General features: G+C 72.3%; 24 protein-coding genes and 1 tRNA gene. 12 read left to right on the forward strand and 13 right to left on the reverse strand.

Features of this window, described 5'->3' with window-relative positions; all coding sequences use genetic code 11:
• Positions 1 to 69 precede the first annotated feature (69 nt).
• Complete coding sequence (locus AB0D53_RS10855; protein WP_362443245.1) at positions 70 to 321, forward strand: hypothetical protein; 252 nt, start codon at positions 70 to 72, stop codon at positions 319 to 321.
• Between the two features lie 43 nt (positions 322 to 364).
• Here AB0D53_RS10855 and AB0D53_RS10860 read toward each other — a convergent pair whose 3' ends face one another.
• Both AB0D53_RS10860 and AB0D53_RS10865 read right to left on the reverse strand, forming a co-directional pair.
• A complete protein-coding gene (locus AB0D53_RS10860; protein WP_362443248.1) occupies positions 365 to 976 on the reverse strand; it encodes a DUF1349 domain-containing protein in 612 nt (203 codons plus the stop codon).
• Positions 973 to 2,493, reverse strand: coding sequence for an aldehyde dehydrogenase (NADP(+)) (locus AB0D53_RS10865; RefSeq protein WP_362443251.1), 1,521 nt, complete (start codon positions 2,491 to 2,493; stop codon positions 973 to 975). Before AB0D53_RS10865 ends, AB0D53_RS10860 begins: the two co-directional genes overlap by 4 nt.
• 171 nt (positions 2,494 to 2,664) lie before the next feature.
• On the opposite strand from AB0D53_RS10865, the gene AB0D53_RS10870 reads away from it, so the two are divergent.
• The 4 genes from AB0D53_RS10870 (at position 2,665) to AB0D53_RS10885 (ending at position 6,946) form a co-directional block, all read left to right on the forward strand.
• The gene (locus AB0D53_RS10870; protein WP_072483027.1) at positions 2,665 to 3,435 is read left to right on the forward strand and encodes an IclR family transcriptional regulator; all 771 of its coding nucleotides are present in this window, start codon (positions 2,665 to 2,667) and stop codon (positions 3,433 to 3,435) included.
• 3 nt (positions 3,436 to 3,438) lie between these two features.
• Positions 3,439 to 3,912 (forward strand): GNAT family N-acetyltransferase, encoded by a 474-nt coding sequence (locus AB0D53_RS10875; protein WP_362443255.1) that lies wholly within the window; start codon positions 3,439 to 3,441, stop codon positions 3,910 to 3,912.
• A gap of 114 nt (positions 3,913 to 4,026) precedes the next feature.
• Complete coding sequence (locus AB0D53_RS10880; RefSeq protein WP_362443927.1) at positions 4,027 to 5,478, forward strand: penicillin-binding protein 2; 1,452 nt, start codon at positions 4,027 to 4,029, stop codon at positions 5,476 to 5,478.
• A 226-nt stretch (positions 5,479 to 5,704) separates the two neighbouring features.
• Positions 5,705 to 6,946 (forward strand): MFS transporter, encoded by a 1,242-nt coding sequence (locus tag AB0D53_RS10885; RefSeq protein ID WP_362443258.1) that lies wholly within the window; start codon positions 5,705 to 5,707, stop codon positions 6,944 to 6,946.
• Here AB0D53_RS10885 and AB0D53_RS10890 read toward each other — a convergent pair.
• Both AB0D53_RS10890 and AB0D53_RS10895 read right to left on the reverse strand, forming a co-directional pair.
• Positions 6,929 to 8,107: a hypothetical protein gene (locus AB0D53_RS10890; protein WP_362443260.1), complete on the reverse strand. Its 1,179-nt coding sequence runs from the start codon at positions 8,105 to 8,107 to the stop codon at positions 6,929 to 6,931. The genes AB0D53_RS10885 and AB0D53_RS10890 overlap by 18 nt on opposite strands.
• Positions 8,104 to 9,063: a 5-dehydro-4-deoxyglucarate dehydratase gene (locus AB0D53_RS10895; RefSeq protein ID WP_362443263.1), complete on the reverse strand. Its 960-nt coding sequence runs from the start codon at positions 9,061 to 9,063 to the stop codon at positions 8,104 to 8,106. Before AB0D53_RS10895 ends, AB0D53_RS10890 begins: the two co-directional genes overlap by 4 nt.
• Before the next feature lie 271 nt (positions 9,064 to 9,334).
• Here AB0D53_RS10895 and AB0D53_RS10900 point away from each other — a divergent pair, with 271 nt between their 5' ends.
• From AB0D53_RS10900 to AB0D53_RS10910, 3 genes are all read left to right on the forward strand, one after another.
• Positions 9,335 to 10,144, forward strand: coding sequence for an NAD(P)-dependent oxidoreductase (locus tag AB0D53_RS10900; protein ID WP_362443266.1), 810 nt, complete (start codon positions 9,335 to 9,337; stop codon positions 10,142 to 10,144).
• Positions 10,145 to 10,209: 65 nt separating this feature from the next.
• The gene (locus AB0D53_RS10905; protein WP_362443269.1) at positions 10,210 to 10,428 is read left to right on the forward strand and encodes a hypothetical protein; all 219 of its coding nucleotides are present in this window, start codon (positions 10,210 to 10,212) and stop codon (positions 10,426 to 10,428) included.
• A 212-nt stretch (positions 10,429 to 10,640) separates the two neighbouring features.
• Positions 10,641 to 11,852: a TerD family protein gene (locus tag AB0D53_RS10910; protein WP_362443272.1), complete on the forward strand. Its 1,212-nt coding sequence runs from the start codon at positions 10,641 to 10,643 to the stop codon at positions 11,850 to 11,852.
• 108 nt (positions 11,853 to 11,960) lie between these two features.
• On the opposite strand, the gene AB0D53_RS10915 is transcribed toward AB0D53_RS10910, so the two are convergent.
• The 5 genes from AB0D53_RS10915 to AB0D53_RS10935 form a co-directional block, all read right to left on the reverse strand.
• Positions 11,961 to 12,191: a hypothetical protein gene (locus AB0D53_RS10915; protein ID WP_072483039.1), complete on the reverse strand. Its 231-nt coding sequence runs from the start codon at positions 12,189 to 12,191 to the stop codon at positions 11,961 to 11,963.
• A gap of 78 nt (positions 12,192 to 12,269) precedes the next feature.
• Positions 12,270 to 13,850, reverse strand: coding sequence for a TROVE domain-containing protein (locus AB0D53_RS10920; RefSeq protein ID WP_362443276.1), 1,581 nt, complete (start codon positions 13,848 to 13,850; stop codon positions 12,270 to 12,272).
• 355 nt (positions 13,851 to 14,205) lie between these two features.
• Positions 14,206 to 14,275 (reverse strand) — tRNA-Lys (locus tag AB0D53_RS10925).
• A 114-nt stretch (positions 14,276 to 14,389) separates the two neighbouring features.
• Positions 14,390 to 15,859: an alkaline phosphatase PhoX gene (locus AB0D53_RS10930; RefSeq protein ID WP_362443279.1), complete on the reverse strand. Its 1,470-nt coding sequence runs from the start codon at positions 15,857 to 15,859 to the stop codon at positions 14,390 to 14,392.
• 190 nt (positions 15,860 to 16,049) lie between these two features.
• Positions 16,050 to 17,513: a hypothetical protein gene (locus tag AB0D53_RS10935; protein ID WP_362443282.1), complete on the reverse strand. Its 1,464-nt coding sequence runs from the start codon at positions 17,511 to 17,513 to the stop codon at positions 16,050 to 16,052.
• Between the two features lie 195 nt (positions 17,514 to 17,708).
• Here AB0D53_RS10935 and AB0D53_RS10940 point away from each other — a divergent pair, with 195 nt between their 5' ends.
• Complete coding sequence (locus AB0D53_RS10940) at positions 17,709 to 19,565, forward strand: endonuclease/exonuclease/phosphatase family protein (RefSeq protein ID WP_362443285.1); 1,857 nt, start codon at positions 17,709 to 17,711, stop codon at positions 19,563 to 19,565.
• Positions 19,566 to 19,573: 8 nt separating this feature from the next.
• Here AB0D53_RS10940 and AB0D53_RS10945 read toward each other — a convergent pair whose 3' ends face one another.
• A complete protein-coding gene (locus AB0D53_RS10945; protein ID WP_362443288.1) occupies positions 19,574 to 20,287 on the reverse strand; it encodes an antibiotic biosynthesis monooxygenase in 714 nt (237 codons plus the stop codon).
• 136 nt (positions 20,288 to 20,423) lie between these two features.
• On the opposite strand from AB0D53_RS10945, the gene AB0D53_RS10950 reads away from it, so the two are divergent.
• Together AB0D53_RS10950 and AB0D53_RS10955 are read left to right on the forward strand one after the other, a co-directional pair.
• The gene (locus AB0D53_RS10950; protein ID WP_362443291.1) at positions 20,424 to 21,557 is read left to right on the forward strand and encodes a peptidoglycan bridge formation glycyltransferase FemA/FemB family protein; all 1,134 of its coding nucleotides are present in this window, start codon (positions 20,424 to 20,426) and stop codon (positions 21,555 to 21,557) included.
• Between the two features lie 31 nt (positions 21,558 to 21,588).
• Positions 21,589 to 22,032: a GNAT family N-acetyltransferase gene (locus AB0D53_RS10955; RefSeq protein WP_362443294.1), complete on the forward strand. Its 444-nt coding sequence runs from the start codon at positions 21,589 to 21,591 to the stop codon at positions 22,030 to 22,032.
• A gap of 12 nt (positions 22,033 to 22,044) precedes the next feature.
• Here the strand turns inward: AB0D53_RS10955 and AB0D53_RS10960 are convergent, their stop codons facing one another.
• A complete protein-coding gene (locus AB0D53_RS10960; RefSeq protein WP_362443297.1) occupies positions 22,045 to 22,677 on the reverse strand; it encodes a DUF4232 domain-containing protein in 633 nt (210 codons plus the stop codon).
• A 214-nt stretch (positions 22,678 to 22,891) separates the two neighbouring features.
• On the opposite strand from AB0D53_RS10960, the gene dapA reads away from it, so the two are divergent.
• Positions 22,892 to 23,842, forward strand: coding sequence for a 4-hydroxy-tetrahydrodipicolinate synthase (gene dapA, locus AB0D53_RS10965; RefSeq protein ID WP_362443300.1), 951 nt, complete (start codon positions 22,892 to 22,894; stop codon positions 23,840 to 23,842).
• A 2-nt stretch (positions 23,843 to 23,844) separates the two neighbouring features.
• Here dapA and dapD read toward each other — a convergent pair whose 3' ends face one another.
• Entirely contained in the window at positions 23,845 to 24,834 is a 990-nt protein-coding gene (gene dapD, locus AB0D53_RS10970) for a 2,3,4,5-tetrahydropyridine-2,6-dicarboxylate N-succinyltransferase (protein WP_362443303.1), read from the reverse strand.
• Between the two features lie 88 nt (positions 24,835 to 24,922).
• On the reverse strand, positions 24,923 to 26,152 hold the full coding sequence (locus AB0D53_RS10975) for an MFS transporter (RefSeq protein WP_362443306.1): 1,230 nt from the start codon (positions 26,150 to 26,152) through the stop codon (positions 24,923 to 24,925).
• Between the last annotated feature and the right edge of the window lie 103 nt (positions 26,153 to 26,255).

Raw genomic sequence — 26,255 nt, forward strand, 5'->3', positions numbered from 1 at the left:
CCTTTGGAGGTGCGGCGTGCGGGGCCGCCGACCTGTCTGGTGGTGCTCCGCTGGGATGCCATCAGATCCGTGGACCTGACGGTCGGCGCCAAGGAGAGCTCCCTGTCGGTGCGGCTCGACGCGGCACAGTTCCTGCCACAGGGCTTCCAGCATCCGGCGTGGGTCCGCAGCCGGCGGAACGGGGTCACGCTGATCCAGGTGCGGGGGCTCCTCCCCGTCGGCGACTCGCTGCCTCTGCCCGACGCCGTCCGCGCCTTCACGGCACGGCACGGCGTGCCGCTGACGACGACCCGGGCCGACGGCGCGGCGGACGGCCGCTGACCGCGCTGCCGCCGCGCGTCGGGGATCCGGGCGGGCGGACGGATCAGCTCCCGTCCCGCAGGTCCCCCACCCCCGTCGCGCGGAACGCGATCCGGTCGAAGGACGCCTCGCAGCCCTCGCCCGTCGGTGACTGGACCAGGAAGCCGATCGACGCCCCGGCCGCGTCGTCCGGGGTGCCGAGGGCGAAGACGCGGACGAAGGTCCACTTCTCGCCGTCGGGTGAGGCGTGGAAGGCGAAGGCGTTGCCCGTGCGGCTGAGGCGCAGCCAGACGGTGTCGCCGTCCACCACGAAGGAGTTGACGTCGTCGGAGTGGCCGCGGGTGACGACCGTGCAGACGGTGGGGCGGTCCGGGGAGAGCTCCAAACAGATCTTGGCCCACTCCCGTTCCCCGACGTGGAGGTAGAGGACCCCGGCGTCGAAGGCCGCCGCGAAGCGGGCCTTCACCCGGGCGAGCAGCTGGAAGTCGCCCCGGGGCGCGGGGCCGAGGAGGCGGGGGGCGTCGCTGGCGGAGTCGAGGGATTCGCCGCCGGGCGGTACGAAGCGGTCCTGGCGGGCGCCGGCGCGGCCGGTCAGGGTGCCGTTCTCGTACGTCCAGTCACCGCCGGGGCCGAACTCGGCGAGTTCGAAGGGGAGTTCGGGGAGTCGTGGGGTCATGCCCGGCGTCCGTCCACTCGGCGGGGAAGGTTCAGGGGGTTGTCCTCGCGGAGCTCCGGCGGGAGCAGGGCCTCGGGGGTCGTCTGGTAGGTGACCGGGCGCAGCCAGCGTTCGATCGCCGTGGCCCCGACCGAGGTGGAGGTGGAGGTGGTGGCCGGGTAGGGGCCGCCGTGGTGCTGGGCGGGGGCGACGGCGACGCCGGTCGGCCAGCCGTTGACGAGGACCCGGCCGGCCAGCGGGGTGAGGGCCGCGAGGAGTCCGGGGGCGTCGGCGTCGGCGCCGTCCGTGGCGGTGTGGAGGGTGGCGGTGAGGTTGCCGGGCAGCCGGGAGAGCACCGTGGTGATCTCCGCCTCGGAGGTGTAGCGGGCGACGACGGTGACGGGGCCGAAGCACTCCTCCAGGAGTTCGTCGTGCGGGCCCTCGGCGGCGAGGAGCTGTGCCGGGACGGTGAGGAAGCCGGGCGCGACGGTGTGGTCGCCGCCCGCGCCGGGGGTGACCGGCGCCTCCACGTCCGGGAGTCCGGCCCGGGTCCGTACCCCCTCGACGAAGGCCGCGCGCATCCGGTGGTCGAGCAGGACCGCGGCCTCGGTGTCGCTGACCGCGTCGGTGAGGGACTTCAGCAGCCGGTCGCCGGTCTCGCCCGCCGGGGCCAGGACGAAGCCGGGCTTGGTGCAGAACTGGCCGGCGCCCATGGTCATCGAGCCCGCGAGCCCCGTGCCGATCTCCTCGGCGCGCTCGGCGGCGGCCGCCTCGGTGACGACGACGGGGTTGAGGGAGCCCAGTTCGCCGTGGAAGGGGATGGGCCGGGGGCGGGCCGCCGCGGCGTCGAACAGGGCGCGTCCGCCGCGGACCGAGCCGGTGAACCCGGCGGCGGCGACGAGCGGGTGCCCGATCAGCTCGATGCCCGCGTCGAAGCCGTGCACCAGGATCAGCACGTCCTCGGGCAGGCCGACCCGGGCCGCCGCCCTGCGCAGCACGGAGGCGCACAGCTCGGAGGTGGCGGGGTGGTCGGGGTGTGCCTTGACGACGACGGGGCAGCCGGCCGCCAGCGCGCTCGCGGTGTCGCCGCCGGGGACGGAGAAGGCGAGCGGGAAGTTGCTGGCCGCGTAGACGGCGACGACGCCGAGCGGAATCTTGTAGCGGCGCAGGTCGGGCCAGGGCGGGGTCCGGGTGGCGTCCGCGTGGTCGATGTGGATGTCGAGGAAGGCGCCCTCGTCGACGACCTCCGCGAAGGCCCTCAACTGGGCTGCGGTGCGGGCGAGTTCACCGGTCAGGCGGGCCGGCCCGAGTGCCGTCTCGGCGTCGGCGGCCTCGATGACGTGCTCCCCGGCCTCGGTGAGCAGATCGGCCGCGGTGCGCAGGAAGGCGGCGCGCACGGTGCGGTCGGCGAGCGATTCGCGTACCGCGTGGGCGGCCCGGACCGCGCGATCGACCTCCTCCGCTGTAGCCTCCACCGCAACCTGCTCGCGCGGGTTCCCGGTACGGGGGTCGACGCTCCAGACTGGTGCTGCTGCCACCGCGATTCCTTCCGCTCCACTGCCACACATCAGAAGTTGTTCGGTATTCTGAACATAGTTCCTGATCGTGAATATAAAGCGACTCTATTTCCGGGCGTTCCGTGTTGGCAAGAAGTCGCCGGTTCAAGAAGTCTCAGGGTTTCGCAAGTGGGCTGGAAGGGGCGTAGGGCGATGTCGGTTGCCGAATCCGGTGGGGCACAGGTCAAGTCCGCCGTACGGACGGTGGAGCTGCTCGAATACTTCGCGGGGCGGCCCGGCATGCACTCGCTGGCCGCGGTGCAGGAGGCCGTCGGCTATCCCAAGTCCAGCCTCTACATGCTGCTGCGCACCCTGGTGGAGCTGGGCTGGGTGGAGACCGACGCGACGGGCACACGGTACGGGATCGGCGTACGGGCCCTGTTGGTCGGCACCTCGTACATCGACGGCGACGAGGTCGTCGCGGCCGCCCGGCCGACCCTGGACCGGCTCTCCGACGACACGACGGAGACCATCCACCTGGCGCGTCTCGACGGGACGAACGTGGTGTACCTCGCCACCCGGCAGTCCCAGCACTATCTGCGCCCCTTCACCCGCGTCGGCCGCCGGCTGCCCGCCCACTCCACCTCGCTCGGCAAGGCGCTGCTGGCCACCCACAGCGACGAGCAGGTCCGCAAGCTGCTCCCCGAGACGCTGCCCGCGCTGACCGAGCACACCATCACCGACCGCGAGAAGCTCATCGAGGAGCTGCACCTCATCCGCGAACAGGGGTACGCGGTGGACCGCGAGGAGAACACCCTCGGACTGCGCTGCTTCGGCGTCGCCGTCCCGTACCGCACCCCCGCCCGCGACGCCATCAGTTGCTCGGTGCCGGTCGCCCGGCTCACGCCCGCGCACGAACAGATGGTGAAGGACGCGCTGTTCGACGCCCGGGACCGGCTGACGCTCGCCACCCGGAGGCTCTGAACCGTGCGGATCTCACTGCGCGAGGTCCAGGACGGTGACCTGCCGCTGTTCTTCGCTTTCATGTCCGACCCGGAAGCGGTCAGGGCGGCCGCCTTCACCAGCGAGGACCCCACCGACCGGCATGCCTTCGACGCCCACTGGCGGCGCATCCTGGCCGACGGCTCCGTGGTGATGCGCACGGTGGTCGCGGACGGCACGGTGGTCGGCAACGCCGGGGTGTACGGGCCCCCGGGCGAACGCGAGGTCACCTACTGGATCGACCGGGCGCGGTGGGGCCGGGGGCTCGCGACGGCCGCGCTGTCGGCGCTGCTCGACGCCGTGCCCGAACGCCCGCTGCACGCACGGGCCGCGGCCGACAACACCGGCTCGCGCCGGGTCCTGGAGAAGTGCGGATTCACCGTCACCGGCACGGACCGCGGGTACGCGCACGCCCGAGGCGCGGAGACCGACGAACTGCTGTTCACGCTTCCGGGGTGAGCGGACGGCGGTCCTCCGCCGCCGGACCCGAGCGCCCCGGTCCCGCATGAGAAACCGGTGAGAATCACCGCATTCGGGAACGGCGCGCTCCGCCCCGCTCGTCCCTCGGGCGGGATGAACAGAACGATCAGGCGCGCTTCGGTCTTCTGCCTGCTGCTGGTTCTCGCCCTGCTGGGGCGGGCGACCTGGGTGCAGGCGTACCAGGCAAAGGCGCTCGCAGACGACGACCACAACCGGCGGAACACCATCGCGCAGTACGCGCAGCCGCTCGGCGACATCATCGTGGCCGGGAACCCGGTCACCGGATCGAAGAGGACGGTGGGCAGCGACCTCGAATACCGGCGCACGTACACACAGGGCGAGCTCTACGCGGCCGTCACCGGCTACAGCTCGCAGGCGTACGGCGCCACACAGCTCGAAGGGATCTACAGCCGGGTGCTGGACGGCACCGACGACCGGCTGAAGAACCCGGTGGGCGCTCTGACGCGCAAGCAGGCGGCCCCGGGCAACGTCCTGACGACGATCGACCCGGCCGTGCAGAAGGCCGCGTACGAGGCGCTCGGCAACGACAAGGGGGCGGCGGTCGCGATCGACCCGAAGACCGGCCGGATCCTGGGCATGGTCTCCACTCCCTCGTACGACCCTTCGACGATCAGCGGGACGACGGACGGCGAAGCCTGGCAGAAACTGCTCGACGACGAGGACAAGCCGATGGTCAACCGCGCGCTGCGGCAGCCGCTGGCGCCCGGCTCCACGTTCAAGCTGGTGGTGGCGGCAGCCGCCCTGGAGGACGGGCTGTACGACTCGGTCGACGAGCGCACCGCCAGCCCCAATCCGTACACGCTGCCCGGTACCAGCACCGTCCTGAGCAACGAGAACCCCTCGGCGCCCTGTGAGAACGCCACGCTGCGCACCGCGCTCCAGTACTCCTGCAACAACGTCTTCGCGAAGGCCGCCGTCGACCTCGGCCAGGACAAGGTCAGGACGATGGCGGAGAAGTTCGGCTTCAACACGGACAAGCTCGATGTGCCGGTACGGGCGTCCGAGAGCGTCTACCCGTCGGGCATGGACCGCCCGCAGACGGCGCTCACCGGCATCGGCCAGTTCGAGGTCACCGCGACGCCGTTGCAGATGGCCATGGTCTCCGCCGCCCTCGCCAACGGCGGCGAACTCGCCGCGCCGCACATGGTGTCCGCCGTGACCGACTCCAAGGGCGGCACGCTCCAGGAGTTCGCGGACGGGGACACCGAGCGGGTCGTCTCCGAGTCCACCGCCGGGCAGCTGCGCAGCGCCATGGTGACCGTCGTCGAGCAGGGCACCGGCACCAACGCCCGGATCGCCGGGGCCGAGGTGGGCGGAAAGACGGGTACCGCGCAGAACGGCGTCGGCAACAGCAAGACCCCGTACGCCTGGTTCACCTCGTACGCGAAGGACGCGTCCAGCGGCAAGGAGGTCGCGGTGGCCGTGGTCGTCGAGGACTCGGGCGCGGCGCGCTCGGAGGTCAGCGGCAACGGTCTGGCGGCGCCGATCGCCCAGAAGATGATGAAGGCGGCGCTGGCGGACTGAGGGACGGCGGGAGCCGTACGCCGGATCCGGCGCGGGCGCGTGGCCTCGGGCACGCGCCCGCGCCGGACGTGTTCCGCGGGCGTCCGGCATGTGCCCTGTCCCCGGGCGGGGCCGGCTCCTCGCGCCGGGTGCGGAGTAGGGCATCCTCCCGATGCCTCCGGGGCACCTCGGTCGGCAGCCTGGTCTCCATGGCAAAGGCGCTGGCCGGAAGGGTGCGGTGGGTTCGATGGGTTCGGTGACGGGGTCGGGGACCGTGCGGGTGCTGAAGGACCGTACGGCCGGGCTGTTTCTGACGGCGGTGGTCGTCTCGGGTTTCGGGACCTCCGCGATGTGGCTCGCGGCGGGGGTCTGGGTCAAGTCCCTCACCGGGTCGGACAGTCTGGCGGCGCTCGCGGTGTTCGCCATGTGGCTGCCGGTGCTGGTCGGGCCGGCGCTCGGGGCGATCGCCGACCGGATTCCGGGAAAGCCGCTCCTGGTCGGGTCCAACCTCGTCATGGCGGGGCTGCTCACCTCGCTGACCCTGGTCGATTCGGCGGGCCGGATCTGGATCCTGTTCGTCGTGCTCGTCCTGTACGGCACGAGTTCCGTGCTGGTGGACGCGGCCGAGTCGGCGCTGGTCGCCGGGGCCGTCGACGCCCGGCTGCTGGGCGACTTCAACGGGCTGCGGATGACGGCGGGCGAGGGCATGAAGCTGCTGGCGCCGCTGGCCGGTGCCGGGCTGTACGCGCGGTTCGGGGGCGGGGCCGTGGCGCTGCTGGACGCGGCGTCGTTCGCGCTGGCGGCCGGGGTCTGCGCACTGCTGCCGGCCGGGGAGCCGGAGCGGACCGCCCGGACCGGCCGGCGGGGCGAACTCACGGCGGGCATCCGGCAGCTGCGGGATTCCGCGGTGCTGCGGCCGCTGGTGCTGGCGGGCTCGGTGACGATGCTGTGCGCGGGGCTCAACGGGGCCGCGGTCTACGCGGTCGTCGACGACGGTCTGGGGCACTCCCCCACGTACGCGGGTGTGCTGTACGCGGTGCAGGGCGCCGGGTCCGTCGTGATCGGGCTGCTGGCCGGTCCGCTGCTGCGGCGGCTCGGGGAGCGGGTGTTCACGGCGGCCGGGATCGCGCTGTTCGCGGTCGCGGTGGCGGCGCGGGCGCTGCCGTACGACGCGGTGGCGCTGGCGGCGAGCGCGGCCGTCGGGGCCGGGCTGCCGTGTGTGCTGATCGCCGCGATGACGGCGGTGCAGCGGGAGACCCCGGCGGCCGTGCTGGGCCGCACCGCCGCGACCGCCAACACGCTGATGATGGTCCCGAACGCGGTGGCACTGGCACTCGGCGCCGGTCTGGTCGCGCTGGTGGACATCCGGGTGCTGCTGCCGCTGGTCGGCGCGGCAGGGCTGCTGACCGCGGCCCTGCTGGTGACGGGCCGGCGGGGGAGGCTGACGGACGCCCCCGCCGGCCCGGCTCCTTCATCGGCGGAGGCGTGAGAGCGCTCCGGCGACGGCCAGGAGGTCCGGGTCGGAGGCCAGCCCGGCGTGGTAGAGCCGCAGTTGGTCCGCACCGAGCGACGCGGCGTGCGCGGCGTCCCGCTCCAGCCCGGCGGGGCTGCCGCCCATCCCCGTGACCACGGAGAAGTTGGCCGCGAGCACCCCGTCGTGCCCGGCGAACGGGCCGAGTACGGCCTCGCGCGCCGCGTCGTCGCCGGTGCAGGGCAGCACCACGCCGTCCGCCACGGACAGGATGTGCTCCGGGTCGACCCCGACGTTCGCACCGGTGCGGTGGGGCGCGGGGTCGGCGTGCAGCAGCACCTGGAACCCCGGCTCCGCCGCCGCCCGCACGGCGGCGACCGCCGACTCCTGGAGCGTGCGGGCGACCTTGCCGCGCCACTGGAGGGTCGCGGCGGCGAGGTCGGCGCCGAGGAACTTCTCGATGCCCGCCCGGCCGGCTTCCGGGGAGCCGGAACCGGCCCAGACCGGCTCCAGCGCGGTGCGCACGGCCGCCGCCAGCGCGTCGGCGTCCAGGCCGTGTCCGGCGTAGCCGGTCCGGCAGTCGGGGCAGAAGCAGAGCGACATCAGATACTGCGCGGCGTCCCCGAGACCGACGCCCGCGATCTTGTCGTGGGCGTGCAGATGCGCGAAGCCGTACCAGCCGCAGGACTCCAGCTCGGTGCCGTGCGCACCGCCTCGTACCGCCGCCTCCGCCGCCAGTGCGACCAGGTATTCACGGACCGCGGGTTGGGCGATGCACGGTGCCCAGGGGTAGCGGTCGCCGTACGCGTTGACGACGGAGGTGTCCGGATGTTCGGCGCCCAGCCGGGAGTTGTGGGCCAGGACCACCCAGGTGTGCACCTCCAGGCCGGCGGCGGTGAGGGCCCCGGCCGCCTCGGCGAACGGATCGTCCGAGGCCACCCAGGACTGCTCGTAGGGGCGAAGCGGTCGTCCCGCCCACCGGGCGGCGTCGGGCGGGTAGAGCACCGCGGCGTGCTCGGCGGTGACGATCCGGCGGCCGGGGTGACGCGGGGTCAGTGCCCGGGTGGAGTGGTAGGCGGCGGCCAGCGTCACCTGCTGGACGCCCAGGTCCGCGACGCGGGCCGCCGCGTCGGGGTCGCCGACGACGTCCCAGGGGTAGAGGAAGGCCGAGGTCTTCACCCGCGCCGCTCCTGCCCGTACTTCTCCAGCAGGGCCCGGCCGCGCGCGATGATCGCGGTGAGCTCCTCGATGTGGGCGGCGGGCGGCTCGGTGAGCGGGGGGCGGACCTCGCCGACGTCCAGGCCGCCGAGCCGGACCCCGGCCTTGACGAGCGAGACGGCGTAGCCGCGGCCCTTGGCGCGCAGCTCCACGAGCGGCCGGTAGAAGTGGTCGAGCAGGGCCCCGGTCAGTTCGTCGTCGCCGGAGTCCGACGCCCGGTAGAAGGCGAGCGCGATGTCGGGCGCGAAGGCGAAGACGGCGGAGGAGTAGAGCGTGACGCCGATGCCCCGGTAGGCGGGGCCGGTGAGTTCGGCGGTGGGCAGTCCGTTGAAGTACAGGAAGTCCCTGCCGGGCAGCTCCGTGCGGACGGCGCTGACGATGCGCTGCATCAGGTCGAGGTCGCCGTAGCCGTCCTTGAGGCCGATGACGCCGGGCGTCCCGGCCAGCGCGACGACGGTCGCCGGGGTGAAGACGGCGTTGTCGCGCTGGTAGACGATCGTCTCCAGGGAGGTGGCCGCGGCGAGCGCGGTGTAGTGGCGCAGCAGCCCTTCCTGGTCGGCGACGACGAGATACGGGGGCATGGCGAGGAGCCCGTCCGCGCCCGCTTCCTCGGCGAGCTCCGCGTACTGGATCGCGAGCGCCGTGCCGTATCCGGCCCCCGCGACGACGGGTACCTCGCCGGCGGTCTCCTCGACGGCCGCGGCGACGAGGCGGCGGAACTCCTGCGGAGTGAGCGCGTGGAACTCACCGGTGCCGCAGCAGGCGAAGACCGCCGCCGCACCGGCGTCGACACCGGCCCGCACATGCGCGCGGAAGGCGTCGAGGTCGATGTCGCCGTCCGGTCCGTACGCGGTGACGGGGAAGAAGAGCGGCCCGGCGACACGGCCGAGTCGGGCGGCAAGAGGGGCTGAGGTCACTGGCGCTCCCTGAGCGGGTTCAGGCGTGCACAATTCTGATCGGTGTCCATATTCATGAACAGCTTCACGCTAAGCCAGGCTCCAGGCCCGGGTCAAGGAGGGGAGAGCCGGTGAAGGGGCCCGACGATCGCCCCCGAGGACCGAGTCGCCGGCTCCGGACGAGCGGGGGCCGACCCTCGCCGTCGCACTTGACTCCGAAAGCCGGGACTTCTTAGCTTGTCCATGCATATGAATGTCGTCCATGGATTTGATGTCCCGAGGAGATTCCCGTATGCCCGCTCCCCGCACCGTCCTGCTCACCGGCGCCGCCGGCGGCCTCGGCACCCTGATGCGCGGTCTGCTGCCCGCGTACGGCTACGGGCTCCGCCTCTTCGACGCCGTCCCCGTCGAGGGCGAGCCGGACGCGATCACCGCGGACCTCGGCGACCGGGAGGCACTGCGCGAGGCGGTACGGGGCGTCGACGCGATCGTGCACCTCGCGGGCATCTCCCTGGAATCCACTTTCGACAAGATCCTCAGGGCGAACATCGAGGGCACGTACAACCTCTACGAGGCCGCGCGCGAGGAGAACGTACGGCGCATCGTGTTCGCCTCCTCCAACCATGTCGTCGGCCACACCCCCCGGCCACTGCCCGGCGACCCGCTGATCCCCGTCGACGCCCCACGCCGCCCCGACACCTTCTACGGCCTGTCCAAGTCCTTCGGCGAGGACCTCGCCCAGCTGTACTGGGACCGGCACGGCATGGAGACCGTGTCGGTGCGCATCGGCTCCTGCTTCCCCGAGCCGACCTCGGTACGGATGCTCTCGGTCTGGATGAGCCCCGAGGACGGCGCCCGGCTCTTCCACGCCGCCCTCACCGCCGAGGACGTGCGGCACACCGTCGTCCACGGCTCGTCCGACAACACCCGGCTGTGGTGGGACCTGACGACGGCCCGCGCACTGGGGTACGAACCGAAGGACGACTCGGAGCCCTACGCGGCCCGGCTCATCGCCGAACAGGGCGAACTGGACCCGGACAACCCCGACCACGCCCACCTCGGCGGTCACTTCTGCACCAACCCGCCGATCTGGCCGCACTGACGCCGGCCCGGGCCGGCGGAAATCCCCGCGACAGGGCGCGGGTGCGCCGGGCAGGATGCGGAGCCATGCCGAGACCTTCCGGATTCCTGTACGAGCAGCACGGCGACGCGAGCGTCACCCTCACCCACCACGGCCGCCCCGCGGGCACACTGCGCGGCGGCCGGGCGGAGAAGTTCCTGGCGGAGGTGGAGTCGGGGGACGCGCAGTCGGTGATGGCCCGCTGGACGGGGGCGTACAAGCACGGCAACGAGCGCACCGCCCACAACCACCCGCGCAACCGCTGACGGGGCGCGCGGCCGCGCGGGGAGGGCACCCGGCGGGCACGGCCGTATGTCCACATGTTCACGAAAATCACGAAGGTCGCGAAGACAGCCGAAAGCCCTCGGCCCCCCAAAGGTCCTCGAAGGTCCTCGAAGGTCCTCGAAGGTCCTCGAAGGTCCTCGAAGGTCCTCGAAGGTAAGGGAACGGCAAAGCGGGGTCGTTCGTTACCCCGAGCATGACCGCTATGACCCCCGGCTCGAACATCCCTCTCTCCGCGGCCCGCGTGGCCGTGGACGTCTCCGCACCGGTGCGGCTCGACGTTTCGGGCCTGCTGCTCACCGCCGACGGCAAGGTGCGCTCCGACGACGACTTCATCTTCTACAACCAGCCCAACGGCCCCGGCGTGACCTACCGCTCCGGCGGCGGCACCGCGCCGGACGCGATCCTGGTGGACACCACCGCGGTCCCGCCCGGCATCGAGAAGATCGTCGTCACGGCGAGCCCGGACGCGGCGGGCCAGACCTTCCAGGGCATCGAGCCCACCGCGACGGTGCGCAACGCCGACGACGGCAGCGTGCTCGCCACGTTCACCCCGCCCCGGCTGGGTACCGAGACGGCGCTCGTGGTCATCGAGGTCTATCTCCGCAACGGCGCCTGGAAGGCCCGCGCGGTCGGCCAGGGCTATGCGAACGGGCTGGCCGGCATCGCCACGGACTTCGGCGTCTCGGTCGAGGAGGAGCCCGTCGCCGCGCCCGCCCCCGCGCCCGTGGCGCCCCCGATGCCCGCCGCGGCCCCGGTGGACCCCCGGATCGCCGCACCCCCGGCCCCCGCGGCCCCGCCGGCTCCGCCCGCGGCCCCGCCCGCCGGCGGCAAGATCAACCTCGACAAGGGCCGGGTCAGCCTCCAGAAGAACCAGACGGTCTCCCTGGTCAAGGGCGGCCGGCCGCTGCTCTCCCAGGTCAAGATGGGCCTCGGCTGGGAGCCCGCGTTCCGGGGCAAGGACATCGACCTCGATGCCTCTGTGATCGCCTACGGCCCCAATCGGAACCACCTGGACAGCTGCTACTTCGGCAAGCTCTCGATCCTGAACGGCGCGATCAAGCACTCCGGCGACAACCTCACGGGCGAGGGCGCGGGTGACGACGAGGTCATCGTCGTGGACCTGGGCCGGATCCCGGCGGAGGCGACCGGGCTGGTCTTCACGGTCAACTCGTTCACCGGCCAGAAGTTCACCGAGGTCGCCAAGGCCTACTGCCGGCTGGTCGACGCGACCACCGACGAGGAACTGGTCCGCTTCGACCTGACCGGCGCCGAGCCGCAGACCGGCGTGATGATGGCCAAGCTGATCAAGCAGTTCTCCGGCGAGTGGGAGATGACGGCCATGGGCGACTTCGTGAAGTCGCGCACCGTCCGCGGCATGGTGAAGCCCGCCGCCCAGGCGCTGTGACGGGGAGAGGCCCCGACACGGCTTCAGGGGCTGTCCGTGGGTGCGGACAGCCCCTGGATTCGGGGAGCGGGACGGGGACGCGGATGCCGCGCGTGCTCGCCGCCTCCCTCAGAGCTTGGTCAGCTTGGAGTACGGGCTCAGGATCCTCCCCTGCCTCCCCGAGAAGTCGATGAGCACCGCGTCGTTGTCACCCTCGACGGCGAGGACACGGCCGAGTCCGAACTGATCGTGCGACACCCGGTCGCCCACATCGAACAATTCGACCGGTGGGTCCGCCTGGGCCGGGCGGTTGAAGGGACTGGAGGGCAGATGGCGCCGGGAACCGGCTGACTGTTTCATTACCTTGAGTATGCGCCCTGGGAACGTCCGACGCCATGCCCGTTCACCGCAGGGGTCCCACTGATACCGGATTCGTGATCAGCGGATCCAGGGCCAGTCCGCGTCCCGGCCCGCTTCCAGCAGCGACACCATGCGGAACGCGGCGTCCGAAAGACCCCCGAAGGTGTGGCGCGTCCCGTCGCCCGAGGGGGCGTGTCCGACCCGGTACCCGGCCAGGTTCCAGGTGTAGACGGGCACAGTGGCGGGCACCGCCTCGGTGACGTCCGCGGCGTACGAGAACGACGCCTGCTCGTCGGTGACGATCAGCACCCGGTCATGGCCCCGGTAGTGACGGCTCACCGCCTCCGCGGTGTCGGTGCCACCGAGATTGCCGAAGCGCTCCAGAACCTTCAGCACGGACTCGCTCCGGCGATATGCCACCGGTGCACTGTTCGTACCGAACTGCACCAGGTCGGCATCGGCCGCCCGCAGTGCCAGCGCCGTGCCGAAGATCGCGGCCGCGTCGGCCCGGTTGAGCTGCGAGCGGTCCGAGAGCGGAGACCACATCGAGCCCGAGCGGTCGACCAGGACCAGCGTCCGGCCCGGCAGGGCGGGCACGTTGGCCAGCGAGTGACCGAGCGCCCGCTCCAGCGGGTGCGCCCAGCGCAGCGAGGGCGCGTGCTGGTAGGCGGCGAGGTAGCGGAACGGGAACTGCTGGGACGCGGCGACCGCGGCCGGATCGCAGATCCGTTCCGCCACCCGCGCGGCGACCTCGTCCGAGACGCCCGCCTCGTCGAAGTTGCGCAGATTGCGGATGAGCGCCATCGCGCCCATCGACGGGATCACCGCTTCCCAGGCCGTGGCGTCCATCGGGCCCTGCAGCCAGCCCGCCAGGGCCTCCCAGGTCATGCCTGCGGCGGCGAGCCGGTCCGCCCCGTCGGCGCTCTCGATCACGGCCCGGCGCTCCCCGACGGGCAGCTCCATCAGCGCGCGGTGGGCGTTCAGGACCCGGTCCGAGACCGGCACCACGGCCGCCTCGGGGTGGTGTCGGCGGTCGAGGGCGTACCGGAACAGCTCGCCCTGCCACGGCTTCTGCGGGTCGGGAGAGGCGTGCACCAGGTTCAGGATGTCGCCGAAGCGGTAGCCCTTGGACGCGGTGTCGTACTTCAGCAGCGACCTGCCGTTGTAGAGCCGGCGCACGGCATCGGCGATGCCGCGCTTGACCGGCTTGGGCACGGCCCGGCCGTAGCGGGAGGTCCAGTACCCGAGGAGTTCCCCGGGTTCGTCGGCGCGCAGCAGGACGGAGTCGACGACCTGACGGTTGGACGGTCCGTCCTCGGCGCCCGCGTCCAGCCGCGCCTTCACGTACTCGGCGGCGCCGACGATCGAGGCGGTACGCATCCGGCCGTCGCGGCGCAGCCAGTGCAGCAGGCCGGCGGTCCACTCGGGATCGCCGACGGCGAGCACCCGCACCAGTTCGGCGAAGCGCTCGTCGCGCTGCTCGCCGTCCTCGTAGAAGGTCTGCTGCGAAACGAAATCGGCGACCGCGAGCAGGAAGAGCTCGGAGCGGTTGTCGCGCAGATGTCCGCGGCCGCCCTGGTGGGTCGGCGCGGTGCGCCCGGTCGTCCGCACGGGCGAGGTGGCACGGGGCCTGGTGGTGCGGGTGTTGAAGCGTGCCATGAGAATTCCCCCGAATTCATTGGGGGAAGGCACAGCGGAAAGGGTGCCCGAGATCAGGAGTCGGCGACGGGCTTGCTGATGCTCTACCCGATTGAGCTACCGGCCGTGGCCGGGCGGGACTCGAACCCGCAACCGTCAGTTCAATGGAAGTATCCGTCGCCTGCGCACCGGGCACCCCCCGGCGTCTGTGCCTCCCGAGATCAGAGTCGGCGGCGGCGGGTTCGTGAGAGGAAGTAGCCGCAGCCTGCGCACCGGGAGGTGCGATGCAGTCGTGCTGATGAAGTTGTGGTGCCCAGAGTTCAAGGTCGGCGGAACCGACGAAGGTGCTCTGCCGACTGAGCTACACCGGAACGGGATCCGGTGGCGGGACTCGAACCCGCGACATCCCCATTAAGAGTGGAAGTAGGTCCTGCCTGCGCACCTGGGCACGGACGGAACTCTAGGGGGATGCCGGGCCGGCGCGCGAGGGAATTACGCGCGCCGGCCGGGAGCGCACCGACTGGAAGAACACCGTTCGGGAGAACGGGTGTGACGGGCCGTCAGTGGCGGTTCGGCTGGCGCTTCCACGGACCGGTGATGGCGAGCATGATGCCCGGCGTCTGGATGTTGGCGTACAGCGTCCGGCCGTCGGGCGAGAACGTGACTCCGGTGAACTCGCTGTACTCCGGCTCCTCCTCGCTGCCGATGTTCAGCTCGTTGCGGGCGATGGGGTAGGTGCGGCCGCTCTCGGTCGCCCCGAAGAGGTGCTGGATGCCCTCGCCGTCCTCGGCGATGACCAGTCCGCCGTACGGCGAGACGGTGATGTTGTCCGGGCCGTCGAAGGCGCCGTCCTTCGACGGGTCGGCGTTCACCCCGAGGAGCACCTTCAGGGTCAGCGTGCGGCGCTTCGGGTCGTAGAACCAGACCTGGCCGTCGTGCTGGACCGGGCTCTCGGAGCGGGCGAACGAGGAGACGATGTACGCGCCGCCGTCGCCCCACCACATGCCTTCGAGCTTGCGGGCGCGGGTGACCTCGCCGTCGGCGAACTGCTTGCGCACCGAGACCGCCTTGGCGTCACGGTCGGGCACGTCGACCCAGTCCACGCCGTACACCGTGCCGGTCTTCGTGGCGCGTGACAGGTCGTCGACGAACTTGCCGTTGCTGTCGAAGCACTTGGTGGCCTGGAGGACACCGGCGTCGTCGGCGAGCATGCGCAGCTTGCCGCGGCCGTGCCGGAAGCCGTGCGGCGGGACCCAGCGGTAGAGCAGCCCGTTGGGGCCGGAGGCGTCCTCGGTCAGGTAGGCGTGGCCCTGCTTGGGGTCGATGACGACGGCCTCGTGGGCGTACCGGCCGAACGCCTTGACCGGGCGCGGGTCACGGTTGGCGTGCCGGTCGTACGGGTCGACCTCGAAGACGTAGCCGTGGTCCTTGAGCAGGCCGTTCTTGCCGGCCTTGTCCTCGGTCTCCTCGCAGGTGAGCCAGGTGCCCCACGGGGTGGCGCCACCGGCGCAGTTGGTGGACGTGCCGGCGATGCCGACCCACTCGGCGGTGCGGCCGTCGCGGCGGGTCTCCACCACGGTGCAGCCGCCGGCCGCGACCGGGTCGTAGACGAGACCCTCGGCGAGCGGCACCGGGTGCTCCCAGCCGGACCGGACGCCGCTGAGCTCGTGGTTGTTGACGAGCAGGGTGACGCCGCGCGGGCCCTCGAAGGTGGCCGTACCGTCGTGGTTGGAGGGGGTGAACTCGCCGGACTCCAGCTTGGTGACACCGCTGTGGGTGATGACCTTGTACGAGAAGCCTGCGGGGAGCGCGAGTACGCCCTCGGGGTCGGCGATCAGCGGCCCGTAGCCGGGCTCACGGCCGTGCCCGTGGCCGTGGTCGTCGTGGCCGTCGTGACCGTGACCGTGCTTCGGGTCCCCGGCGGCCAGGGCGCCCGGTGCGGTGGCCAGTGCCGCGACGGTACCGGTCAGCGCGATGCCGGCACCGGTGAGGGCGGACTGCTTGGTGAATTCCCTGCGCGTGAAGGGCATCACGTACTCCTGGGGCAACTGGGCGGGTTGTTGGCGCGCCCACAGTCGCGCCCTTGCGCCAACACCAGTTGAACTGCGGGCGACGGCGAGGGGCATCCTTCCTGTGCACTTGGCCGGAACGCATGCCCTGAACTCGCCGTTCACCACGGGCCACCCCGCTCGCGCCGCCCGCTCCACCCCGGACGGGGAGTCAGGCTCCCTTGCGCGAGCGGGCCTTGAAGGCCGCCTTGCGGGCCTCCTTGGCCTTCTTCTTGTCGCCGTGCAGCCGCCCCATGGCTTCGAGGACGTCCGCGGTCGCCGGGTGCTCCACCCGCCAGGCCTCGTCGAAGAAGCCGCTGTGCTGGCCCGCCAGTCCCTCGACCAGGCCCTGGAGCTCCTCCAGGTCGCCGTCGGCCTCCAGCTGGGCCGCGATCGTGTCGACGGCGAGCCAGAAGATCATCGACTCCGGCGGCGCGGGCACACCGGCCGCGCCCAGCTCCGCGAGCCAGACCCGGGCCAGACCGCCCAGCTCGGGGTCGTCCAGCACCGCGCGCACCGCGGGCTCCGCCTCCGCGCCGACCAGGGCGAGGGCCTGCTGGCAGTGGAGCCTGCGCAGCGGGGCCTGCCGGTCCGTTCCGCGCGCCGCGGCCAGCAGTTCACCCGCCGCGCCGTCCGCGCCACCGCGTCGGGCGAGCCACAGCTCGACCTCGCCGCGGGCCGCCGCCTCGGGGTAGTACGCGATGCCGCCGAGCAGCGCGTCGGCGCCCTTGTCTGCGAGGTCGCCGATGGCCGGGGCGTCCACCCCGGCCTCCAGCATCCGGGTCCGCAGCCCGTACAGGCCGAGCGGGGTGAGCTTCACCATCCCGTACCGGGTGACGTCCTCGTCGTCGGCCGGCGGGGCGGCGTCCTCGCCCTCCTCGACCAGCAACGCCTCGTCCACCGGGCGGTATTCGACGATCCCGATGGGTTCGAGCACCCGGAACTGGTCGTCGAGGCGCATCATCGCCTCGGACACCTGCTCAAGGATGTCGTCGGTGGGCTCGCCCATGTCGTCGGGAACGATCACCGACGCGGCGAGGGCGGGCAGCGGCACGGAGGCGGGGTCCGTGCCGCCGTGGCCGTCGCCGACGGTGAGCAGATACAGGTTGCCGAGGACCCCGTCGAGGAACTCCGCCTCGGCCTCCGGGTCCCAGTCCAGGGATTCGAAGTCGATCGAGCCGTCCTCGCCCACGAGATCGGCGAGGTCGTCGAAGACCGGCGCGGTGGCGTCGGCGTGGACGGCCTCCAGGCCGTCGAGCCAGATCGACAGGACGTCCGCCGGTGAACCGCCGGTGACCAGCGCCAGATTCTCACCGGCGGTCGCGGCCCCCTCCGCATCCGGCCCGGCGGCCTCGTCGGGGTCCTCGACGTCGACGAGCCCCGTGTCGACCGCGAGCCGCCACGCCTCGCTCGCCTCCGCCGCGCCGTCCTCGTCGGCCGTCAGGCCCAGGTGCTCGGCCGCCGCGGGCAGTTGCGCGTCGACGAGCTCGCCGCCGGCGCCGACCCGGGTCCCGGGGTCCGCCCAGCGGGCGAGCCGGACGGCGCGGGCGAGCAGCGGCGAGGCGAGCGCGTCCCGTGCCAGCTCGGCCTCGGTGCGCAGCCGTACGGGCGGCAGGGTGGGGGGCTCTGCGGACATCAGGCGGTTCTCCTCGGGGCGTACCGGGCGTACGGATCGGGCGGCCCAAGCGTAGACGCATTTCGACCCATGCCGCCCGGTTCATGCAACGGACAGCGGCAGGCCACCCGGAAGACCTTGACAACGACCTTGCGCGCACAAGAGATTGACGCGCGTAGACCTCCACTCTGACCCTCGATACCCCCGGAGCCCGTGATGCCTGCCGCATCGTCCAGAACGACCACCGTCTCCGCCGTAGTCGCCGCCGCGCTCGCCGCCGGCCTGCTCACCGGCGCCACCACCTCCGCGTCCGCATCCACCGCCCCCGGCCCGGCCGCGGACGGCATGGTCCGGATCCATGACATCCAGGGCTCCACCCGGATATCCCCGCTCGTCGGCCGGCAGGTCGCGGAGGTGGCGGGCATCGTCACCGGAGTGCGGACGTACGGTACGAAGGGCTTCTGGTTCCAGGACCCGAACCCGGACGCCGACCCCGCCACCAGCGAGGGCATCTTCGTCTACACCGGCTCCGCGCCCACCGTCGCGGTCGGTGACGCGGTCACCGTCTCCGGCACGGTCACCGAGTACGTCCCGGGCGGCCTCGACTCCGGCAACCAGTCGATGACCGAGATCAGCAAGCCCACCGTCGCCGTGGTGTCCTCCGGCAACGCCCTGCCCGAGCCGGTGCGGGTCACGGAGCGCTCCGTCCCGTCCCGGTACACCCCGGAGGGCGACCGCGCGGCGGGCGGCTCCATCAACGCGCTGCCGCTGCGCCCGTCCCGCTACGCCCTCGACTACTACGAGTCGATCGAAGGCATGAACGTCAGCGTCGGCCCCTCGCGGGTGGTCGGCGCCACCGACGCGCACGCCGAGCTGTGGGTGACGGTGAAGCCGCACGAGAACGACGCCCGCCGCGGCGGCACCGTCTACGGTTCGTACGACGCGCAGAACACCGGGCGGCTGCAGATCCAGTCGCTGGTGCCGCTGGCCCAGCAGCCCTTCCCCAAGGCCGACGTGGGCGATGTGCTGACCGGCACGACCGAGGGCCCGCTCGACTTCAACCAGTACGGCGGCTACACGCTGACCGCCCGCACCATGGGCACCGTCACCGCCAAGGGCCTGCGGCGGGAGACCACCCGCAAGCAGCGCGGCGGCGAGCTGGCCGTGGCGACGTACAACGTCGAGAACCTCGACCCGACCGACCCGCAGGAGAAGTTCGACGCGCTCGCCGCCGCGGTCGTCGACAACCTCGCCTCGCCCGACATCGTGGCGCTGGAGGAGATCCAGGACAACAACGGCGCGAAGAGCGACGGCACGGTCGCCGCCGACGTGACGGTGAAGAAGTTCACCGACGCGATCGTGGCGGCGGGCGGCCCGGCGTACGAGTGGCGCTCCATCGACCCGCAGGACAAGAAGGACGGCGGCGAGCCCGGCGGCAACATCCGCCAGGTGTTCCTCTTCAACCCGGAGCGGGTCTCGTTCACCGACCGGTCCGGCGGCGACGCGACGACGGCGACCGATGTCGTACGGGAGCGGGGCCACGCCGCCCTGACCTTCTCCCCCGGCCGGATCGACCCGGCGAACGCGGCGTGGGAGAACAGCCGCAAGCCGCTCGTCGGGGAGTTCGTCTTCCGCGGCCGTACGGTCTTCGTCGTGGCCAACCACTTCGCGTCCAAGGGCGGCGACGAGTCCATCTTCTCGGAGCACCAGCCGCCGTCCCGTTCCTCGGAGGTCCAGCGGCACGCGCAGGGCCAGGCGGTCAACACCTTCGTCAAGAAGCTGCTGAGCGTCCAGAAGAACGCGGACGTGCTGGTCGTCGGCGACATCAACGACTTCGAGTTCTCCGGCACGGCCAAGGCCCTGACGGCCGGGGGCGTGCTCCACCCGGCCATCAAGTCCCTGCCGCGCCCGGAGCGTTACAGCTACGTCTACCAGGGCAACAGCCAGGTCCTGGACCAGATCCTGACCAGCCCGTCGATCGACGACTACCAGTACGACAGCGTGCACATCAACGCCGAGTTCGCCGACCAGAACAGCGACCACGACCCGCAGGTGCTCCGCTTCCGCCCGTAGCGGCGGCGCTACACGCCCGCTCCCGGCCCGATGACGAGGGCGGGCGTGTAGCGGTTCACCCCTCCGCCGGTGACCCCCGGGTAGGACTGCACCCGTTCCCACTGCGGCGTGCTCGACCCGATCCCGGCACCGGGCGCGGCCAGTGCGTCGATGTGGGCCGCGGCGCTCTCCCATTCGGCGTAGTTGAGCACCCGCGTTCCATCGGTGCTCACATGGAAGTGCCCGGAGATGCCGCCCGGGGCGGGCGCCGGATCGCTCCCCAGCGCCTCGAACACGGTGTCCACCCAGTCCCGTTGCCGCGCCTTGTCCGGGCCCTCGAACTCGACGTCGACGATCACCACGCAGCCCGGCTCCCGTCCGTCGCCCTCCCGGGGCGGCGTGGAACGGTAGAGCTCCAGGGTGTGCAGCCCGAGCCGCCGGATGCCCGGCACGGCGGCGTCGATGTCCGCGTTGCGCTCGTCCCTGCCGTGCCGGAAGAAGTCCTGGTACGCCTGCTCACCACTCCACTGGCTGTAGTGGAAGAGGGTCTTCCCGTCCTCACCGGCATGGACGGTGTACGAAAGAAGTCCCGGATGCGGCCAGTCCCGGCCGGCCCACGCCTCACGGATGGCCTCGACCGTCCGCCGCCGGCGCTCCGGGGTGCCGACATCCCAGGTGCTCGCCTTGACGAGTCCGACGTCGTTACGGGCAAGATCGGGACGGGATTCGAATAGCACGCTCATGACGGGTCCTCCTGACCGGGGCACCGGAGCGGTGCGCCGTTGCCGACCACCCTGATACGTCAAGTGCACTTGAGGTCAACAGCACACCCTGTCGGCACCGTCGGGCGCCGCGACAGCACAACGAACGGAGTAGCGCATGGCACCGCACCTCAGGACGATCAGCCGCGAGGAGCATCTGGCGTTCGTCGCGAGCCGTCCCGCCGTGAGCCATATGCAGGTTCCGTCGTGGGGCGATGTGAAGCCCGACTGGCGCACGGAGAGCATCGGCTGGTTCGACCGGGACGGCGCGGGACGGGAACGGATCGTCGGAGCCGGGCTCGTCCTGTACCGGCCGATCCCCCGGGTGAAGCGCTATCTGGCCTATCTGCCGGAGGGCCCGGTCGTCGACTGGCACGGCGCGGGGCTGGGGCAGTGGCTGGATCCGATGCTGGCGCATCTGAAGGCACAGGGCGCGTTCTCGGTCCGCATGGGCCCGCCGGTGGTGGCCCGGCGCTGGGACGCCCGGACCGTCAAGGACGCCATCGCCGACCCGGCCGCCGGGCGGCTGCGCGATGTGCCGCCGGATTCGCAGGAGCCGCGGGCCGCCGAGGTCGTGGAGCAGCTGCGCGCCCTGGGCTGGCGGCGGGGCGAGGAGGAGAGCGAGGACGGCTTCAGCGCGGGGCAGCCCCGGTACGTCTTCCAGGTACCGTTCGCCGGGCTGTCCCTGGAGGAGATCCGGGGCGGTCTGAACCAGCAGTGGCGGCGCAACATCAAGAAGGCCGAGAAGGCGGGCGTCAAGGTCGTCGAGGGCGACTACGAGGACCTCCCGGCCTTCTACGAGCTGTACCGCGAGACGGCCGCGCGCGACCGCTTCATCCCCCGTCCGCTCGGCTACTTCCAGCGCATGTGGACCGTACTGCGGGCCGAGGACCCCGACCGGATGCGGCTCTATCTCGCGCAGCACGACGGGGAGGTCCTCTCCGCGGCGACGATGCTGACGGTGGGCAACCACGTCTGGTACTCCTACGGCGCCTCGACCGGCCGCAAGCGCGAGATGCAGCCCAGCAACGCCGTCCAGTGGCGCATGATGAGCGACGCGCACGAACGGGGCGCGGCCGTCTACGACCTGCGCGGCATCACCGACACCCTCGACGAGAGCAACCATCTGGTGGGTCTGCTGCGCTTCAAGGTGGGCACGGGCGGCCGGGCCGCGGAGTACATCGGCGAGTGGGACTACCCGATCAACAAGGTGCTGCACAAGGCCTTCACGCTCTACATGGCCCGTCGCTGAGCCGCACGGCGCCCGTGGCAGACTCCGGAGCATGATCCTTCGCACCGCCACCCGGGCCGATCTGCCGGCCGTCCTCGCCCTGCTCGCCGACGAGGAGCGGGTCGTCGATCCGGCCTCGGTCGTGGTCGACGACGCGTACGAACGGGCCTTCGCCGCCATCGGGAGCGACCCGCGCAACGAGATGCTGGTGCTGGTGGACGGCGACACGGTGCTGGGCTGCGCGCAGGCGACGTACATACCGGGGCTCGGCAGGCACGGCGAGGAGCGGGCGCTGATCGAGGCGGTGCGGGTCAGGGCCGACCGGCGGGGCGGCGGGCTGGGGCGGGAGCTGATGAAACAAGCCGCGGACCGGGCCCGGCTGCGGGGGTGCGGGCTGATGCAGCTGACCAGCGGCAAGCGGCGTGCGGACGCCCACCGGTTCTACGAGTCGCTGGGCTTCGCCCGCAGCCACGAGGGCTTCAAGCTCGTCCTGTGACCCCGCTCGGCCCTACGCGGGGCCGGTCCGCCACGCGGTCATGTTGAGCTCGTCGAGCAGCCGTACGTCGCTGCCCTCCAGCGGGAAGGTGCGCCCCTCCATACCGGGCGCCGGGGCGATCTCCAGGGCGTCCCCCTCGACGAGGTCGCCTCCGGTCGGGGTGGAGACCCAGGCCAGGAGCGAGCGCGCGGTCTCCCCCGGCTTCAGCACGACCTCCTTCGGCCCGCGGTCGGTGCCCATGTAGGAGGACCCGGGGTTCACCGGGACGGGCAGCGGGTCGCCGGCCTCGTCCAGGGCACGGACGGCCGGGTAGCCGTGGACCCGGTACGGCTTGCTGCCGCAGTTGGTGAGGGTGAGCCCGACGGCCCGGTGGCCGAGCGCCGCCTCCACCTCGCCCATGCCGACGACGACGCCGGAGGACGGGCAGCCGGCCGGGACGGTGGGTGTGGGCGCGGGCCCCTGCGCGCCCGGCCGGCCGGAGACATCGGCGGAGGCGCTGGGGAACGGGGTCGGCAGCTTGTCGGCGTGCACCCGGTACGGATCGCTGGGCGTCGGCTCCGGCTCTCCCTCGCCCGCCGGTACGAGGAAACCGGCGCACCCGGAGAGTGTCAGGCCCAGCGCCCCGGCCAGCAGCCCGGCCGCCACCCGCCGTCGTCCCCCCTGCCCCGCTCCGGCCCCTGCCCCTGCCCGCCCTCGCACGCTCACGTTCACGCACCCACCCCGGTCTCGGCCTGCCGCATAGGCGTTCGATCATGCCAGAGCGCGGGGCCCGGACGTGGTGACTGTTGAGTCCTGCTTGCCCCTCACCTCAAGCAGATCTAAGTGGACCTTCACGGTCCGCTCGGCGGAGACTTCAGGAATGACCGCACCCGCAACCCCCTTCGGCCGCGTGCTCTGCGCCATGATCACGCCGTTCACCGCCGCCGGCGACCTGGACCCGGACGCCGCCGGGAAGCATGCCGCCGCCCTGGTCGCCGACGGCTGCGACGGACTGGTGCTCAGCGGCACCACCGGCGAGTCCCCGACCACCACCGACAGCGAGAAGACCGAGCTGCTGCGGGCGGTCCGGGCGGCGGTCGGCGCCGGTGTGCCGATCGTCGCCGGGGTCGGCAGCGCGGACACCTGGCATACCATCGCCCTCGCCCGACAGGCCGAACAGGCGGGCGCGGACGGCCTGCTGGTGGTGACGCCGTACTACAGCCGGCCGCCGCAGGCCGCTGTCGAGGCACACTTCCGGCGCGTCGCCGACGCGAGCGGCCTCCCGCTGATGCTGTACGACATCCCCGGCCGCACCGGCACCCGCATCGAGCCGGAGACCCTGCTGCGGCTCGCGGAGCACCCGCGCATCGTGGCCGTGAAGGACTGCGCGTACGACCTGATGGGTTCCACGAAGGTGATCGGCGCGACCTCGCTGGCGTACTACTCGGGCTGCGAGGAGCTGAATCTGCCGCTGTACGCGGTGGGTGCGGCAGGCTGTGTCAGCACGGTCGCCAATGTGGCGCCCCGTCAGCTGAGGGCGGTGCTGGACGCGTTCGACGCCGGGGACACCGCGGAGGCCGCCCGGCTCAACCATCTGGTCCTCCCGCTCGCCGAGGCGATGATGGGCTCCGGGCTGCCCGGCACGGTCACCGCCAAGGCGCTGCTCGACGCCGGACTGGTCCGCGAACCGCTGCAGCCCGCCGGGCGCGGGGCGACCGACGGGCTGCAGAGGGTCTACGGGGAACTGCTGGCCGCCACGGGCCGGGCCGGCCGCTCCCCGGGCCTCTCGTCCGGACCGTGCCGGGCTCGCGGGGTCCGGCCGGACGAATGACCCTAGTTGTGGCTGTGCAGGACGTCGTTGAGGCCGTCCCAGACCGCGTTGTTCGGGCGGGCCTCGACGGCGCCGGAGACCGAGTTGCGGCGGAAGAGGATGTTCGATGCGCCGGAGAGCTCACGGGCCTTGACGATCTGGCCGTCCGGGAGCGTGATGCGGGTACCGGCCGTGACGTAGAGCCCGGCCTCGACGACGCACTCGTCGCCGAGCGCGATCCCGACCCCGGCCTCGGCTCCGATCAGGCAGCGCTCGCCGATGACGATGCGCTCCTTGCCGCCGCCGGAGAGGGTGCCCATGGTGGAGGCGCCGCCGCCGATGTCGGAGCCGTTGCCGACCACGACGCCCGCGGAGATGCGGCCCTCGACCATCGACGTGCCGAGGGTGCCCGCGTTGAAGTTGACGAAGCCCTCGTGCATGACGGTCGTGCCGACGGCGAGATGCGCGCCGAGCCTGACCCGGTCGGCGTCGGCGATCCGGACGCCCTGCGGCGCGACGTAGTCCGTCATCCGGGGGAACTTGTCGACCGAGGTGACCTGGAGGTGCAGGCCCTCGGCGCGGACGTTGAGCCGCACCTTCTCCACGTCGTCGACGGCGACCGGGCCGAGCGAGGTCCAGGCGACGTTGGCGAGGAGGCCGAAGAGCCCGTCCAGGTTCTGGCCGTTCGGCCGGACGAGGCGGTGCGAGAGGAGGTGCAGGCGCAGGTACGCGTCGTGGGCGTCGAGCGGCTTCTCGTCGAGCGAGGCGATGACCGTACGTACGGCGACGATCTCGACACCGCGGCGGGCGTCCACGCCGATGGCCTTGGCGGCGCCCTCGCCGAGGAGGTTGACGGCCTGGTCGGGGGTGAGCCGTTCGGTTCCGGCCGGGCCGGGCCCGTCGTTGAGCTCGGGGGCGGGGAACCAGGTGTCGAGAACGGAACCGTCGCCGGCGATGGTGGCGAGGCCGGCGGCGACGGCGCCGGTGGTGCGAGCAGGAGTCGTGTCGGTCATGACACGAAACCTAACCGGCGAGGCACCACCGGGGCCAACCGGTCTCGCCGGATGGGCAGGTCCGGCCCCGGAGCCGGGACCTGCCAGGTCAGCCGGGCTGCGGCTGCCGTCCGGGCACCGGTACGACGCCTTCCTCGCCGACCGGCCCCCGCAGCCGCCGCGCCGCCAGCACCGCCGCCCCCGCACCGCAGGCCAGTACCGCGCACGCGGGCCAGAGCAGTCCGGGCGCATGGGCGTAGAGCGCGCCGCCGAGCGGCGGCGCCAGCACCTGGCCGCTGATGGAGGCGCCCGCGTACAGGCTCTGGAAGCGGCCCTGGGCATGGGCGGGGGCCTGATCGGCGACGTACGCCGTCGCGGTGGTCTTGTAGAGGATCTCGCCCATGGTCAGCGAGGCCATCATGGTGATGGCGAACAGCGCCCCGGCACCGGGGATCAGCAGCGCGTAGCCCAGCCCCACCAGCAGCAGCCCGGTGCCCACGATGCCCAGCGGGGCCCGTCGGCGCAGCGCGTGCGCCGCGGGGAGTTCCAGCAGCAGGATGACGCCGCCGTTGACCGACAGCAGCCAGCCGTAGAACTGGGCGCCGTGGCCGTGCTCGGCGAGGAAGACGGGCAGGGTCGAGTACTGCTGCCGGTAGACGAGATCGACGCAGAGGATCGCGGCGAGCAGCACCGGCACGGCGGGCCTGGCCCGCAGCTCCCGCCACAGTCCGGGCGCGCCCGGGTCGTGGGCCGGCCGGGTGTGCGCGGTGCCGTGCGCCGGGAGCACCGCCGCCGCGTACCCGGCGAAGAGCAGGGTCCCGAGCCCGTCGGCGACGAACAGCCAGTCGTAGGAGAACCGGGCGGCGATCAGCGCGCCCAGCGGCGGGCCGACGGCGAACGCGGCGTTTCCGGCGGACCGTACGAGGGCGAAGCTCTGGCGCCGCGCGCCCTCGGGGACGGAGACCGCGACGAGCGCGGAGTTCGCCGCGCGCACGACGCCCGCCGCGTACTGCGCGAGCGGCAGCACCCCGTACATCGCCGCCACCGGAAGGGCCGGCAGCACCGCGAGTGCCGTCCCGCCGACCAGCGCGCCGGTCAGGAGCATCCGGCGGTGGCCGTAGCGGTCGCCGAACCAGCCACCGGTGAAGTTCCCCGCGACCAGGCCGATGCCGCCGATGCCCGCGACGACTCCGGCCTGCGGGACGCTCAGCCCGCGCGGACCGGTCAGATAGACGAAGAGATAGACGAAGGTGAAGCTGACGACTCCGTTGAGGAAGGAGCCGAAGGCCAGCAGCCGCACCGTGCGCGGCACGTCCCGCACGACCCCGAAGAAGCTCATCCCCAGCACCCTCCCAGCGAGTTTCCTTTGGGAACGGACTATGGCATCGTGGTTTCCTGCAGGTCAATCCGGTAAGCGTCGGATGCGGGAGACAGACGGAGGA

The organism is Streptomyces sp. NPDC048295, assembly GCF_040652135.1.
In the GTDB taxonomy this organism is placed as follows: domain Bacteria; phylum Actinomycetota; class Actinomycetes; order Streptomycetales; family Streptomycetaceae; genus Streptomyces.

Excerpts from the sequence above, each read along its gene's own strand:
- AB0D53_RS10900 (WP_362443266.1), top strand. The coding sequence starts at position 9,335 with ATGCCCGCTCCCCGCACCGTCCTGCTCACCGGCGCCGCCGGCGGCCTC.
- AB0D53_RS10885 (WP_362443258.1), top strand. The coding sequence starts at position 5,705 with ATGGGTTCGGTGACGGGGTCGGGGACCGTGCGGGTGCTGAAGGACCGT.
- AB0D53_RS10880 (WP_362443927.1), top strand. The coding sequence starts at position 4,027 with ATGAACAGAACGATCAGGCGCGCTTCGGTCTTCTGCCTGCTGCTGGTT.
- dapA (WP_362443300.1), top strand. The coding sequence starts at position 22,892 with ATGACCGCACCCGCAACCCCCTTCGGCCGCGTGCTCTGCGCCATGATC.
- AB0D53_RS10920 (WP_362443276.1), bottom strand. The coding sequence starts at position 13,850 with ATGGCACGCTTCAACACCCGCACCACCAGGCCCCGTGCCACCTCGCCC.
- AB0D53_RS10975 (WP_362443306.1), bottom strand. The coding sequence starts at position 26,152 with ATGAGCTTCTTCGGGGTCGTGCGGGACGTGCCGCGCACGGTGCGGCTG.
- AB0D53_RS10950 (WP_362443291.1), top strand. The coding sequence starts at position 20,424 with ATGGCACCGCACCTCAGGACGATCAGCCGCGAGGAGCATCTGGCGTTC.
- AB0D53_RS10940 (WP_362443285.1), top strand. The coding sequence starts at position 17,709 with ATGCCTGCCGCATCGTCCAGAACGACCACCGTCTCCGCCGTAGTCGCC.
- AB0D53_RS10870 (WP_072483027.1), top strand. The coding sequence starts at position 2,665 with ATGTCGGTTGCCGAATCCGGTGGGGCACAGGTCAAGTCCGCCGTACGG.
- AB0D53_RS10945 (WP_362443288.1), bottom strand. The coding sequence starts at position 20,287 with ATGAGCGTGCTATTCGAATCCCGTCCCGATCTTGCCCGTAACGACGTC.
- dapD (WP_362443303.1), bottom strand. The coding sequence starts at position 24,834 with ATGACCGACACGACTCCTGCTCGCACCACCGGCGCCGTCGCCGCCGGC.
- AB0D53_RS10930 (WP_362443279.1), bottom strand. The coding sequence starts at position 15,859 with ATGCCCTTCACGCGCAGGGAATTCACCAAGCAGTCCGCCCTCACCGGT.
- AB0D53_RS10935 (WP_362443282.1), bottom strand. The coding sequence starts at position 17,513 with ATGTCCGCAGAGCCCCCCACCCTGCCGCCCGTACGGCTGCGCACCGAG.
- AB0D53_RS10860 (WP_362443248.1), bottom strand. The coding sequence starts at position 976 with ATGACCCCACGACTCCCCGAACTCCCCTTCGAACTCGCCGAGTTCGGC.
- AB0D53_RS10910 (WP_362443272.1), top strand. The coding sequence starts at position 10,641 with ATGACCGCTATGACCCCCGGCTCGAACATCCCTCTCTCCGCGGCCCGC.
- AB0D53_RS10915 (WP_072483039.1), bottom strand. The coding sequence starts at position 12,191 with ATGAAACAGTCAGCCGGTTCCCGGCGCCATCTGCCCTCCAGTCCCTTC.
- AB0D53_RS10955 (WP_362443294.1), top strand. The coding sequence starts at position 21,589 with ATGATCCTTCGCACCGCCACCCGGGCCGATCTGCCGGCCGTCCTCGCC.
- AB0D53_RS10905 (WP_362443269.1), top strand. The coding sequence starts at position 10,210 with ATGCCGAGACCTTCCGGATTCCTGTACGAGCAGCACGGCGACGCGAGC.